The organism is Planctomicrobium limosum (assembly GCF_051465645.1).
Taxonomy (GTDB): domain Bacteria; phylum Planctomycetota; class Planctomycetia; order Planctomycetales; family Planctomycetaceae; genus Planctomicrobium.
Map to the genome: position 1 here is coordinate 1,305,320 of NZ_CP195790.1, position 12,675 is coordinate 1,317,994.

At 52.4% G+C, this 12,675-nt stretch carries 13 protein-coding genes and 1 tRNA gene; 8 read left to right on the forward strand and 6 right to left on the reverse strand.

Translation table 11 applies throughout. The features are described from left to right. Window positions 1-46: 46 nt before the first annotated feature. The 3 genes from SH527x_RS04785 to SH527x_RS04795 all read left to right on the forward strand — a co-directional run bounded on the left by SH527x_RS04785 (window position 47) and on the right by SH527x_RS04795 (window position 1,665). Window positions 47-844: a hypothetical protein gene (locus SH527x_RS04785; protein ID WP_437193512.1), complete on the forward strand. Its 798-nt coding sequence runs from the start codon at window positions 47-49 to the stop codon at window positions 842-844. Then, window positions 841-1,332, forward strand: a complete 492-nt coding sequence (locus SH527x_RS04790) for a DUF488 domain-containing protein (RefSeq protein WP_437193513.1) — start codon at window positions 841-843, stop codon at window positions 1,330-1,332. Before SH527x_RS04785 ends, SH527x_RS04790 begins: the two co-directional genes overlap by 4 nt. Window positions 1,333-1,446: 114 nt before the next feature. Next, a complete protein-coding gene (locus SH527x_RS04795) occupies window positions 1,447-1,665 on the forward strand; it encodes a hypothetical protein (protein WP_437193514.1) in 219 nt (72 codons plus the stop codon). 316 nt (window positions 1,666-1,981) lie between these two features. Here SH527x_RS04795 and SH527x_RS04800 read toward each other — a convergent pair whose 3' ends face one another. Further along, window positions 1,982-2,512 carry a YfbU family protein gene (locus SH527x_RS04800; protein WP_437193515.1) on the reverse strand — a complete coding sequence of 177 codons (531 nt, stop codon included), beginning with the start codon at window positions 2,510-2,512 and terminating at the stop codon, window positions 1,982-1,984. A gap of 30 nt (window positions 2,513-2,542) precedes the next feature. Then, window positions 2,543-2,800, reverse strand: coding sequence for a type II toxin -antitoxin system TacA 1-like antitoxin (locus SH527x_RS04805; RefSeq protein ID WP_437193516.1), 258 nt, complete (start codon window positions 2,798-2,800; stop codon window positions 2,543-2,545). 233 nt (window positions 2,801-3,033) lie between these two features. Here SH527x_RS04805 and SH527x_RS04810 point away from each other — a divergent pair, with 233 nt between their 5' ends. From SH527x_RS04810 to SH527x_RS04820, 3 genes are all read left to right on the forward strand, one after another. Then, window positions 3,034-3,387: an HNH endonuclease gene (locus SH527x_RS04810; RefSeq protein ID WP_437193517.1), complete on the forward strand. Its 354-nt coding sequence runs from the start codon at window positions 3,034-3,036 to the stop codon at window positions 3,385-3,387. A gap of 77 nt (window positions 3,388-3,464) precedes the next feature. Beyond that, the gene (locus SH527x_RS04815; protein ID WP_437193518.1) at window positions 3,465-4,082 is read left to right on the forward strand and encodes an RNA polymerase sigma factor; all 618 of its coding nucleotides are present in this window, start codon (window positions 3,465-3,467) and stop codon (window positions 4,080-4,082) included. 305 nt (window positions 4,083-4,387) lie between these two features. Then, window positions 4,388-5,491 (forward strand): tyrosine-type recombinase/integrase, encoded by a 1,104-nt coding sequence (locus tag SH527x_RS04820; RefSeq protein ID WP_437194586.1) that lies wholly within the window; start codon window positions 4,388-4,390, stop codon window positions 5,489-5,491. On the opposite strand, the gene SH527x_RS04825 is transcribed toward SH527x_RS04820, so the two are convergent. The 3 genes from SH527x_RS04825 to SH527x_RS04835 form a co-directional block, all read right to left on the reverse strand. After that, window positions 5,451-5,524: transfer RNA gene (locus SH527x_RS04825), tRNA-Val, on the reverse strand. The two genes, SH527x_RS04820 and SH527x_RS04825, sit on opposite strands and share 41 nt — an antisense overlap. A gap of 172 nt (window positions 5,525-5,696) precedes the next feature. Beyond that, entirely contained in the window at window positions 5,697-6,341 is a 645-nt protein-coding gene (locus tag SH527x_RS04830; RefSeq protein ID WP_437193519.1) for a hypothetical protein, read from the reverse strand. A 57-nt stretch (window positions 6,342-6,398) separates the two neighbouring features. Beyond that, the gene (locus SH527x_RS04835) at window positions 6,399-7,166 is read right to left on the reverse strand and encodes an NTP transferase domain-containing protein (protein ID WP_437193520.1); all 768 of its coding nucleotides are present in this window, start codon (window positions 7,164-7,166) and stop codon (window positions 6,399-6,401) included. Between the two features lie 457 nt (window positions 7,167-7,623). On the opposite strand from SH527x_RS04835, the gene SH527x_RS04840 reads away from it, so the two are divergent. Both SH527x_RS04840 and SH527x_RS04845 read left to right on the forward strand, forming a co-directional pair. Continuing rightward, window positions 7,624-8,259, forward strand: a complete 636-nt coding sequence (locus SH527x_RS04840) for a hypothetical protein (protein ID WP_437193521.1) — start codon at window positions 7,624-7,626, stop codon at window positions 8,257-8,259. Window positions 8,260-8,649: 390 nt separating this feature from the next. Beyond that, window positions 8,650-10,611 carry a YjhG/YagF family D-xylonate dehydratase gene (locus SH527x_RS04845; protein ID WP_437193522.1) on the forward strand — a complete coding sequence of 654 codons (1,962 nt, stop codon included), beginning with the start codon at window positions 8,650-8,652 and terminating at the stop codon, window positions 10,609-10,611. A gap of 144 nt (window positions 10,612-10,755) precedes the next feature. Here SH527x_RS04845 and SH527x_RS04850 read toward each other — a convergent pair whose 3' ends face one another. Beyond that, on the reverse strand, window positions 10,756-12,207 hold the full coding sequence (locus tag SH527x_RS04850; protein ID WP_437193523.1) for a hypothetical protein: 1,452 nt from the start codon (window positions 12,205-12,207) through the stop codon (window positions 10,756-10,758). Between the last annotated feature and the right edge of the window lie 468 nt (window positions 12,208-12,675).

The following is a 12,675-nucleotide window of genomic DNA, read 5'->3' on the forward strand; positions in this document are numbered from 1 at the left end:
AGATCAGGGCAACTCGAATGATCAATAAATGTCATTGGAGAGATCAATGTCAAAAATTGCGGGCTCAGAGGCAACTATTGAATTGATGGTTAACTGCAAGACCTATCCTGCAGTGAGTGAAAAATACGTCGAAACAGTTTGCACTGGAGGAGTTCAAAGAAACGGCGAGTTTGTCCGACTGTATCCTGTCCCTTTTCGCTTTTTGAATTCAGAGGAGCAGTATGAGCGTTGGGACATTATTCAGGTCAGGGCGTATCGGACCACACGGGACAAGCGGCCAGAGAGTTGGCACTTCATTCCTGGAACTCCTATCAAAAAAATTGGCAGCACTAAAGAGAATGAATCTGAGAGATGGCAGTGGATGAGCAAGGCCGTATTTGCCAGCACTGAGGAAATGGAAAGCCGAGGGCTCACAAACGGATGCGTGGAAATTGAACCACTGGAACTTTACTGGAAGCCTGACCTGAAAGAGTGGTCAGCGAGCCAGCTCAGGGTAATTCATCAGGGAGACTTGTTCGCGAAAGGCGGACAAATGAAGGGGCTGTCAGACGTCATTCCCTGGCAGTACAGGTTGAAGTATCGAGAGAAAAGCACAGGGAGAGAATTCGACGGAAAAGTATTAGCATGGAGTTACTACGCAGGTTACCGCAGTCGAATTAGAGACGGAAAGACGGAACTGGAGGCTTTAGAGTCCGTGGCCAACACTGTTCGAAAAAGCATCTTTAACGATAGCCGATCGGTGTTTGCAATTCTGGGGACTCACAGCAGGTTTGGTCACTGGATGATTTCAGCCCTGTATCATCTCCCAACGAGCATTAGAAGAGAAAGGAGGCTGTTCTGGTGAAACGCGTTTACACAGTTGGCTACGGCGGATTGAAAATTGATGACTTCATTAAGATTTTACAGAAAAACAATGTCACACACTTAATCGACCTAAGGGAACTTCCGGTGAGTAGAAAGCCGGGATTCTCTAAGAAAGCCCTGCAGTCTCACTTAGAAAAGGGCGGAATATTATACTCACATTTTCGGGCACTAGGTTCCCCGATGGCATTGCGTCATCAAGTTCGTGAAGATCGGGATTACCGAATTTTCTTCAAAGGGGTTCACGCTCACCTAGAGACTCCACCTGCCCTTGAGTCGCTCCGGGCTATTGAGGATTTAATCGGACGCTCTGCATGCTGTCTGATGTGCTTCTGTCAAGACTGGACCCAATGTCACAGGCGTTGCATAGTCGAGAATCTAGAATGCCGCCAAGAGATTGAGTTCATTCACATCGGTGCGAGCGACCGGCCTGCTTCTCCGGTCCTTCCGTTCATGAGGAAGGCGGCCTAAAGAGCACCTGTATCACAGCGTAGTGATATTGCAGGCTTCAGAAAAAAAAGAAACCCCGATCAGCCTTCAAACTGGTCGGGGTTCATTTTTGAATCACTTCAGAAAGGCTCAACAATGGCACAATGTCAGGGATTCTTCAGCAATTTCGTCGGTCGCGACAAACAGACGTCGGGCAAGAAAAAGGCCGTCACAGTCGATATCAGCCTCCCCAGCCCGGACTGGTGCCAGTTGCACGTGATCGACGGCGACAAATCGGCCCGGTTGTCGATTCCGATGACGGAGTTCTATCACCTGGTTGAGAAGATGGATGAGATTATGGAGGCTCAGGGGTGATGTTTGGAAACGAAAGGGCAGATCTGCCCTTTCGTTCTGAAATCCAACAATCAAACCGGAGTGCACCGGCACACTCCGGTGAGGAAGATTCAACCTAGGTCGCCCACGATCGAGGTCGAACCGGTCAGCCCAGGATCAAAGTGCACCGGTGCACCTTGATCTGGAAGTCGAACCGATCAGACAAGAGACCTTCCGCAGATCTGCGGGAGGTTGAAGCCGCACCAGAATCAGCACTAGAAAAAGTGGTCCTGCGCATGTGCAGGACCATAATGAAGTCAAGCCGGTAGGCCTGAGAGATGCTGCCCACAGCGATGGGTTACCTTTGGTCGGGGTGAACTGCAGCAGCATTGATCTGAGCTAGAGCGTCCTTTGTGACAGTAAACGCTGAGGCGAAATCAGGCTTAACGGTTTCATACACCTCCAGCATTCTCCGATAGACGCCCAGACGTGGAGAGTGGCTGTTGACACAATTATCCCTGAGTTCGATATATTTCGGACTATCAAAGAACCTGTTGCAATAAAAGTCTGCGTAATTCAGTTGCCGCGGCTCTTCATTTCCGTCAAATCCTTGGAACTTCAGGTACTTTAATTCAGTAACGTCAACATTTTCTTTCTTGATGCTACTGTCTATCACCCGAAACATTTCAAGTATGTGCAGTACCTCCCAGCAATCATCTTCGGAAAGTACGTCGTGATGAAGTTCTGAGACCTTGTCGTAGTGGATCCCATACCCGCCTGAAAGGATTTCCTTGCAGGTTCGAGACTCGACTGATTCAGCCCCGGTGATTGCGTCAAGAATCTTGTATTGATTTAAGAGTATCCATCGTTCCGCGTCCGAAAGTTTCACGCTACTGGCCCTTGCTAAATTTGTTTCTGTTCACTTCCCGCCCTCGTCCGGCACGATCACCGTTTCACTAATGCGGACTCCGGCTCCGGATTCCGCCGACGCGATGATTTGGCGGGCGCGTTTGCGGCCCATCGTCAGCAGCCATTGTTGAACCGATGCAAAGCCTTCAATGTCTGACGCACGCTCAAATAGTGCAGAATCCTCATCACTACAGCGAACGCCGTATTGAATCCCAGTTCGATTAACTGTTTGTTTTGCTGATTTCCTAGCCATCGCACCAGTCTGCATACGCCAGAACTTTAGAGCAAGTTGCCTGATATCAGAAAAACACTAAAATTCACCATGGATAGCCATTGCAATCACTGATAGCCATTGCTAACATTTCACTCACCCACAGCGAGTTGGACAAGAACTCCTGAAGGATGAAATCTTGAATCTCCGGGCTTTCTGCTCCGGTTCTACACCCTGACCATTCGGCTTGTCCCCGGATGCTCAGGGTTTTTCTTTTGAAAGGCTCTCGAATGAAGGTCTGCCACGACGAACTGACGCCTGAAGAGATTGAGCGTCACATCAATCGATCGATTCTGAAGGCTCAATTGCGGGGCGAAGCAAAGGCTGCAAACGATGGCGAAGTGCTATGCACGTTCTGCAAGTACAAGCTGTCGAACTCCAGCACACGACTCAGCCACATTATCCCACTGTCGCACGGAGGCGAGACGGTCGCAAAGAATGTGGTTCTGTCCTGCCAGAGTTGTTGCGACTCCAAACGGTCAAGAACACTGCCGGAGTGGGTTGAGCGACTCAACACGCAGCTTGATGGCGTTCAGTCCCTGATGGCAACACGACCCTACAATGTAGAAAAGCCAGCAGCTTGAAGGCTACTGGCTCGAAACTAACCCAACCTGTTGTTTTGTTTGGCGACGCACAACAGGCCAGCTAAGGAATAGTGTACATGGTCACTGCAACTCAGCAAGGTCCAATCCGAAAGATTTCTTACACCGGTCCACAAGCCGGTCGGAATGTAGGGGCGGACAGGTATGCCGAGGGAATTTTCTCACCGAGATATCGTCGACTCTTGCAGTTCAAATGCTACCAGATCGTGGGTAACCATCACGACGCGGAAGACATCGTTTCCAGAGCATTGTCGAGCATGTATGAAACCTACATGCGAGGTGATTTTGAGAGCGACGCGTCCGCCATTGCCCACGTGCGGTCAATCAAGAAGTTGAAATGGCTGTGCATTAACTTCTTTAGAGACAGGAACCGCCTCAAAAGGCGGATTAAAAGAGCCCAGGACCTGGGGGCTATCCGACTCTTGGTAGATGTCGCTTTTCCTGAAACGCAGCGAGTCGAACTCTCTGACGAGTTGTCGAAGGTCTTGAAGCTGGTTGACGAATTGCCCGACGAAACACAGCGGGAAATCATTCAACTGCGGATTCAGGGACTCACGTTCCCAGAGATCAAATTGCACCTGAACTTGCCCAAATCGACAACCTACGAATACGCACGCCGTGCGAAAGCGTGGCTACTCGCTCAGCTAGATCCCCAGCCCGACGCCGAACAATCGTAGAAGCACGCGGGATATTCTCCGGTGGCCGGTCATGGCCGCAAAACATGGCCGGTCGCCGGGTTTCTTTGATCACAAACACAAAGCCAAAAAGGTACTCAATGGCATCGCTGACAAAGCATCGCAGCGGCTGGCAAATTTTGTACGTGAACGCAGACGGTAAACGGCAGTCGTTCTACCCCGGCAAGATGACCGCTAAGGCAGCGGGCAGCATCAAACGACACCTGGAGCAGTTGCTTTCATCCCTGAAGTCGCGCACAGCCCTGACAGACGAAACAGCAGCATGGGTTGCCAATTGCGGTGATGCGATGCGGCAGAAGCTCTACAAACACGGATTGATTGCACAGCCTGAGAAGCCGCAACCTAAAGCAACCATTGCCGATTTCACGCATTCTTACATCGAGCGGCATTCAGGAACCAAGCCAGCCACAAAAACCGTCTGGAAGCGGTGTCGTCGATTGTTGGTGGCCTGCTTTGGGGAATCCACAAGCCTGCAATCGATTGGTGTCGGTGAAGCGAAGGACTTCCGCCACTGGATGCTAAGGGAAGGAAACCAGAAGACACCGGGAACAGGTTTACAGGAAAACACAGTCCGCAAAATGTGCAGCGTGGCGGCTCAATTCTTTGCAGATGCAGCAGATCGAAAGCTGGTGGCCGTCAATCCGTTCACTCACAAAGACATTCCCCGCACCACAAAGGAGAACAGAAGCCGAGACTACTTTCTAAGCAGAGAAGACGCCGAAACAATCCTTCAAGCCTGCCCTGATACTCAATGGCGATTGCTGTTTGCATTGAGCCGATACGGTGGTCTGCGGTGTCCTTCCGAACATCTCAGCCTGAAATGGGAAGATGTGGATTGGAAGGCCGGTCGGTTCACGGTTCGGTCACCTAAGACAGAGCACCACGAAGGAAAGGAAAGCCGAGTCGTTCCGATCTTCCCGGAATTGCTTCCCTACTTGCAGGCAGCTTTCGACGAGTCTCAACTCAAATCGGGTTCAGTCATCACCCGCTACCGATCAACCGAAGCGAACCTGAGAACGCAACTTCACAAGATCATCCGACGTGCAGGCTTGGAACCCTGGCCAAAAGTGTTCCACAACCTGCGGGCAAGCCGGGAAACGGAACTGGCAGCCGAACACCCGATTCATGTCGTCTGCGCCTGGATCGGTAATAGCCCAACGGTTGCGGCGCGACACTATTTGACTGTGACGGAATCCGACTTCACAAATGCTTTAAAAGCACATCATTTTGCACGTCAGAATAGGACGGAAAACGAAGGAACCGACGTGAACAGAGATACAGAGGGGGTGAAGAAATCCCGCAAGAGCAGCGGAAAGTGTGTTATTTCCCTGAGAAAAGAGGGAAAGAGAGTGGTCGCGACAGGACTCGAACCTGTGACTTCCTGTGTGTAAGACAGGTGCTCTAACCAACTGAGCTACGCGACCTTAGGTCAAATTCTCTGCTGGATTCAGAATTAAACCGAACCCTCGCTGAGAGATTGCAGACTCTACTGATCTGAAAGGCAACTGGCAAGCGAATGATCACGCTGGAAGAAAAATTGCGCAGAATTCGACGTCACCTGTTCTCAACCACAATCGCCGTCGATGAAATGCGGCATTACGGCTCCAGCCAGGAATTTTGCCATTGATCTCCGAGCTTCCAAAATCCAGCGCGAAGGTTGCCGCTACGGCGGAGCCAGAGCACTTCGTAAAATTCGATGTTGAATTCAATGACCGCGAACTGCTTCAAACTCAATTGAGCAAGTTCTTCACTGTGGTTCGCCGAGTCAGCGAACTCAGGCAAGTTGGTGCTTGGTGTTCGCGAGGGCGTACTCGGGGCCTTGACTCCAACGTAATTTCGATGCCGTTCTGCTGGCGTCGCGGCCCAATGCTTCTCAAGCAATTCGCCGTCCATGTGGACCTTAGCGGTTCCATTCGCTACCAGCTGAACACGGCGGCCCGGTGCGTAACAAAGCAGACTGAACCCCGGCTGATTCCGGATTTGCGTGAACTTTGGGGAACGACGATCCGTATGGGCAAACATTTGTAGCGGAGATCGGTTCATTCCCCGAAGAATGACAATTCGCTGTCGCGGTCCATGGGGAGTGACCGTCGCCATACTGACGGTCGCCCAAGGATGCGTGATGTCTGCCGCAGCTTCTTCCAGTTCCTGCGAGACAAGGGTCGCAATTGTCTCCAATGGAGTTACAGCAGGATCAATTCCAAAGAGACCAGCCGAAGACGGCGGCGTGTTTAACGTCATGAGATCATTTCAAATTCAAAGGCGGTCACTCAAGCGACTGGCATCCTAGAATGGATGCTATTGGGCGTTCTTTTGCATGACTTCTTCGACTTCTGCCAACTGTTCTTGAGTGTTGATCCCCATCGCCTCCTGAATATCCAGCGTACAGGCAGCGACGACTTTACGCCCGAGCTTGCGAAGGATTTCTGCACAATCAGTGAGGTAATACTCCCCTTGCGAGTTCTCCGGACGAACCAGACTCAAAGCTTCGAACAGAGCTGGGCCATCAAAAGCAAAGCAGCCTGTATTGATCTCGGTGATCTGTTGTTCTTCCGGAGATGCATCGCGTTGTTCGACGATTCTCAGAAAGTTGCCGTCTTCGTCGCGGACAATCCGCCCGAGCCCGAAATTGTTTTCAGTTCGAGCGGTCCCAACGACACAGGCGGCCTTCTCTCGACGCAGAGTGTCGAGCAGTTCGCCCAAGGATTCGCCCTTCAATAACGGCGTATCTCCCGCGAGGATCAACACCGCTCCCGTGTGACCTGTCAACTGGTCATGAGCACACATTACGGCATGCCCGGTCCCGAGCTGCTCGGTTTGCAGAGCGAAACTGACATCCTCGTGGTGCTGCAGAGCCGCTTGAACCTGTTCCGCTTTGTGCCCGACCACAAGAACAATTCGTCCGGCCCCTGCCCCACGAGCGGCATCCAGCACGTATTCGACGATGGGGCGCCCGCAGGCCGGGTGCAGAACTTTGGGTAGCTCGGACTGCATCCGCTTACTTTTTCCAGCGGCGAGAACAATGGCGACAGGCTGGGACACAGTATTTGAGGCAACATTCGACACGTTCAGGCTCCACGCAGTCACGGATGGCAGTTCCAGAACGAATCTTAACGAGTGGCGGATTGCCCTGCGAGATGATGTTGCGCAGCTGGTAACAGTTATGGCGATTCTGTGAACCGAATGACGTATGAAGCTGCTAAACTCATAAAAGTAACAATCCTCCGCCTGATCGTCAGAATGGTTCCATCTTTACCGGTTCCAATTACGATCCTGTGATGGATTGCGGAGAGTTGTACGATGAGAAATTGCGTCAAGTAGGTCGCCGACGTTAAAGTTAAGGGAACGCAAGAGTCTCCGGAACGGTTTGTTTAACCACTTCCTTCAATCTCGACCGGTGGAATGAAATTTCACCACTGCCATCGCAGGCCGCCAACTTGTCTGCACCTGTCAGGTCGATTGAAATCTGTTTCCGGAATCAGAAAAGCAATTATTCAGTTGATCTGCTTGAGGGGATCAGGCCGTGGGAAAACTTGGACTTGCCAGTGCTTCGCTGGTTGCTGCTGTTCCCGGAGTGGCATTGTTTGCGATTCTGGTTCTGGCGATGTCGAATCACATGGGGGCGATCCCAACCGCATTTCAGGTTGTGATGGGTCTGGTGATGCTCGCAGCGCTCGTTGCCGGGCTGATGCCACTTTACATTCTCGTGATGTATCGCGGCCGCAACATCCCATCGCGCAAGAATGCAGCTCTCGCAACTGCTGGCGCTGGAGCAGTAGGCGGAGGGGCTGCGGCAGGATCGTTCGGCGAAGATGACCAGTTCGGGTTCGGGAATGACTCTGAGCAGTTCGGGGAGACTGCTGAGTTCCAAACTGATGATCACTTCGAAGCAGAAGAAGATTTCGACGCAGGCACTGCCACATTTGAAACCGATGAGTTTGAGTCGGATTCAGCAGGCAGCTTTGCGACGGAAGAATTCGCAACTGGCGATGCACTCGCGGAATCGGCTCAATTCGGAGAGGACGATTTCCTGGACAATATGACCAGCGAATTCGAGACGAACGATGACGCCGATCCAATCGAAGCAGGCGGCGGTGGACTCGATGACGACTTCAACTTTGAACTCTTTGACGACGAAGACGATAACAAGAAGAAGTAACCGAACCCTTCCTGCCACCTCCTGAAACCTGAAAGTGTCAAGGGATCGTTCGAGCGTATCTGAGTGAAGGTCATTATCATGGACCGCGCCTCGCTCGTCGGAGTTCATTCAGAACGCGTTCGACAGGCTTTGCAATGTCTGGCCAAATGAGGCTTCCAGCGAATGAAGCTCGTCTCATTTTGATTGCAGTTGAATCCTGCTGCAGCGCCATTCGCATCTTGTGTAAACTTGCTGGTGAGACCGATGCTACGAGTCTCCAGCTGATGGTGTGTTCTTGCTCACACAGAAGCTGAGTATATTGCATGATTTTTCTGGGATGAGAGTCCAGATTAAGCGACTGATTTCATCCTGATCTGATGCCAGTTTTCGAGCTAACGCGCCGGGGAATCAATGTCTGCAACTTCGCCACTGTTCGATTCTTCATTTCCTGGACTTTTTGATCTCCAGACAAACGCATCCGGGCCAGCAGGTTCGTTGCCGCTGACGGAATCAATGCTGCTCGATTCTCCCAGTGGCGACCTGTTTGGCATGACACAATCAGCCGGCATGGGCTGGGACCCACAACAGTTGCTCCGGGATCAGGTTCTGATTCTCAGCACAATGGGAGGCATCCGTGCCGAAGACGGGCACCCTATTGCGTTGGGCTATCACACTGGTCACTGGGAAGTCGGCTTGCTGATGAGAGCGGCCGCTGATGAGCTCAACAGACTCGAATGCCTGCCGTTTGCTGGATACGTGTCAGATCCCTGCGATGGTCGTTCTCAGGGAACGACCGCAATGATGGATAGCTTGGCCTATCGAAACGACGCGGCAGTCGTACTGAAGCGTCTGATTCGTTCATTACCTTTACGGAAAGGGGTCATCGGAGTCGCAACCTGTGATAAAGGGTTGCCAGCAATGATGATGGCTGTCGCAGCACAACATTCCCTTCCCTGCGTCATCGTCCCCGGTGGTGTCACGCTTCCCCCAACACAGGGTGAAGACGCCGGTAAAGTACAAACCATCGGAGCCCGATTCGCGCATGGCGAGATCGATCTCCGGCACGCAGCCGACATGGGATGTCGTGCATGTGGAACACCCGGTGGAGGATGCCAGTTCTTAGGCACAGCAGCAACGGCACAAGTTGTTGCCGAGGCTTTGGGATTGTCGCTGCCGCATACGGCCTTGGCCCCATCCGGTCAGCCAGTCTGGACAGAGGCGGCGGTCCGGTCGGCTCAGGCTGTGGTCGACATGATCCGCTCGAAGACAACCATTCAGGACATTCTGACGCCGGATGCATTGCACAATGCCATGGTGGTCCATGCCGCATTTGGAGGCTCAACAAATCTGCTGCTCCATATTCCCGCTGTGGCTTTTGAAGCAGGAATGAAACGTCCAACGGTCGACGATTGGAATCACATCAATCGCATGACCCCGCGAATTGTGGACGTGCTGCCGAACGGACCTGTCGGGCACCCGACAGTGCGAGTTTTTCTTGCCGGAGGCGTTCCGGAAGTCATGTTGCATCTTCGCTCGTTAAACTTACTGAAGCTGAACGCGCTGACACCTACTGGTCGACCACTCGGAGACGTTCTTGAAGAATGGGAATCGAGTAAACGGCGCATCCGATTCCGCGAAGCTCTCAAACGTCATGACAACATTGATCCGGATGATGTCATTATGGCTCCGGAAAAGGCGAAGGCCCGAGGATTGACCAGTACGGTGACGTTCCCGATCGGGAATATTGCCCCTGAAGGGTCAGTCATCAAGAGCACCGCAATTGATCCGAGCGTTATCGATGCGGACGGTGTCTTCCGAAAGAAGGGTCCGGCCAGAGTCTTCACAACCGAACGAGCCGCAATTGCAGCGATCAAAGGACGAGAAGGAAAGCCGATTCAGCCTGGGGATATTCTGGTTCTGATCTGTCGCGGGCCGCTCGGATCAGGCATGGAGGAAACCTATCAGATCACCTCGGCATTGAAGTTCATCCCGTGGGGAAAACAGGTCGCCGTCATTACAGACGCGCGATTCTCCGGTGTTTCAACAGGCGCCTGCATCGGCCATGTTGGGCCGGAAGCACTCGCTGGTGGCCCGATTGGGAAACTCCGTGATGGCGATCAAATTTCCATTGAGATTGACTGCCGCAATTTAAAGGGCTCAATCAACTTTGTAGGGACGACCGAAGAGCCGGTCTCCTCTGAAGAAGGGGCAGCAATTCTCGCGACACGCACTCCTGCTGTCGAATTGCATGCGGACCCGAATCTGCCGGCAGAGACTCGACTTTGGGCGCTGCTACAGCAACTCAGCGGCGGAACCTGGGGCGGATGTGTCTATGATGTCGATGCGATCACAGCGGCTCTCCACAGAGCATAAAACAACATCAGGGAACGTATCAAAGCAACTTACTCGGCTTGGTTGACGCTACGAGAACTCAACGGCCTGTTGCTCAAAACAAAACTGGCGTTCGTAGTACGAGACTGCGAACGCCAGTTTGCATATCAACATTGGTTCGAGAAATTACGTCGAAGAAGCCAGTGATGGATCGACAACGTCTTCCTTGAACGAATAGAGCAGATTCTCGCCCATCTTGCTTCCGCATTTTGGACATTTGGCTTTGGCGATTCCCTTCGGGGATTTTCCGCCAAGGTTTTCTTTCTTGCGACCGGCTTCGCTGACAGTCATTTTACAGGCTCCGCACTGATAGCCTGCGACCTCAAGCTGAACCGTTGGATCGGCTCGATAGAGATCGATGTCTAACAACGCCTTGATTGGAGCATCGGTGTAATGACACTTAGTCACATCGGAGCGTGGTGCCATTGGTAAACCGAGGTCATCTCCCAATCCGGTGATGCCGTAGACGTCTTCCATTCCTTTGGCAAACTTCCAGAATTCCGTAATCCCCATCGACAGATAGAACGGATGCTCTGTCTTCTCGTTGAGCGGAAGCTGGACAGCAATACGGTTTGTTCCGAAAACCGGAATCCCGTGAAAGATGGAGTTGGCACGACTTGAAGCTGGCTGCACCACCTTAATCTGCGGCGCATCGTGAGCGGCAAACAAATGCTTCTCGCCTGTCGGAGCTTCTTCAATCGCTTTGTTCTCGGCGAGGTAGGCCTGAAGTGCCACTCGGACATCTTCCTTCTTTTCGCCACCTTTGGAGAAGAGTCCCCCTCCCTTTTTGACGAGTGAAGCGACCAGAAGCACGTCTGGAGAGAACGCAACGTCGACTTCGGTAAACTCCTTCATCAGGCTGTCAGCTTTGAGCTTCAACTTGGAAGGATCAACAAGGTGCAAATGCAAGTCGTTTAACCAGGTAGCAAACTTCTCTGCCGCAGTCGTTCCAGCTGCGGTCCCCGCTTCCGCAGCTCCATCCGCCTTCTGCTTTTTGAAGATCGGAGGGTCGATTGGAACAATAAACGGCGCCTGACAACTCGGACAGCGCCCCGTCATTCCGCGATGGGTCTCTTTGACTTCGACACGGCAGCCGTACGGGCAGAAAATAATGAGTCCGCCGCCGGGAGTTCGCAGGCCACCAAGGACTTTTCGCCCTTTTGATCGCTTTCGAACTTCACGTTCTTCCTGAATGGCGATATCCAGCAGTGCGTCACCCCCGGTTGCAACCGAATGTGCGACTCCGGAATCCTGTTGTGGGCGCCGTTCAGCTTTGGGAGCCTCTTCCGCTGGCGCAGGGATCTCGTCTTTTGGCTCTTCTTTGATCTTGATCGGAGCATCAGCCGGAGCGGCCGTCTCCTGAGGCACAACTGGAATGGCCTGTTCTGCTGTCGATTGCAACTGTGCAGGAGTTGGAATTTCCCTCGCAATCGGTGTTTTCAACTGGAAATCGTCGTCATCGTCGCTGTCGTCGAAATCACCAGCAGATTGCATCTCACCTTCAGGGACTTCACTGAAGATAATGGGCCGCGGACTGGACTGCATCGCAATAAAGCGTTGCTCGACCTCCGTATTCATGAACGCGCCGCAATTCCAACAGCGCAGCGAGTTAACGCGGACCATTTCACCGCAATCGGGACACGGGGTTTCCTTGGGAGAGGCCTGACTCATAAACCCTATCCTGCGAATGCACTAACAACGAATGATGGACGACGGGAATGGGATTGCTCCAAGATCATCCCGACCTTGGCCACGCATGGCAAGTCAACTGCAAGGAATCGCTGTTTTCTCCAGCTTTCCATTCACGATACAATCGTTATGAAGGCTACAACTTAAGGCAAAATTGCCATCGACTGCCTCTCTCGGCGCAATCACCGACTTGGGTCGACGCCAGTGAGCAGACTCCCCGATGCAGGTAAGAATCGGGCCAGATTTGATCGACCACCACAAGAATCTCTCAAACCGACGACGGTTTTTTCAGCTTTAACAGCATGTTCCTTCCGTTCACTGCGAGCGAGAGGAGCCAAAATGGAAATGAACAAATGA

What these genes read in the sequence shown, in the direction of transcription:
- SH527x_RS04805 (WP_437193516.1), bottom strand. Translation starts at nt 2,800, where the DNA reads ATGCAGACTGGTGCGATGGCTAGGAAATCAGCAAAACAAACAGTTAAT.
- SH527x_RS04815 (WP_437193518.1), top strand. Translation starts at nt 3,465, where the DNA reads ATGGTCACTGCAACTCAGCAAGGTCCAATCCGAAAGATTTCTTACACC.
- SH527x_RS04810 (WP_437193517.1), top strand. Translation starts at nt 3,034, where the DNA reads ATGAAGGTCTGCCACGACGAACTGACGCCTGAAGAGATTGAGCGTCAC.
- SH527x_RS04820 (WP_437194586.1), top strand. Translation starts at nt 4,388, where the DNA reads ATGCGGCAGAAGCTCTACAAACACGGATTGATTGCACAGCCTGAGAAG.
- SH527x_RS04795 (WP_437193514.1), top strand. Translation starts at nt 1,447, where the DNA reads ATGGCACAATGTCAGGGATTCTTCAGCAATTTCGTCGGTCGCGACAAA.
- SH527x_RS04785 (WP_437193512.1), top strand. Translation starts at nt 47, where the DNA reads ATGTCAAAAATTGCGGGCTCAGAGGCAACTATTGAATTGATGGTTAAC.
- SH527x_RS04845 (WP_437193522.1), top strand. Translation starts at nt 8,650, where the DNA reads ATGTCTGCAACTTCGCCACTGTTCGATTCTTCATTTCCTGGACTTTTT.
- SH527x_RS04850 (WP_437193523.1), bottom strand. Translation starts at nt 12,207, where the DNA reads ATGAATACGGAGGTCGAGCAACGCTTTATTGCGATGCAGTCCAGTCCG.
- SH527x_RS04830 (WP_437193519.1), bottom strand. Translation starts at nt 6,341, where the DNA reads ATGACGTTAAACACGCCGCCGTCTTCGGCTGGTCTCTTTGGAATTGAT.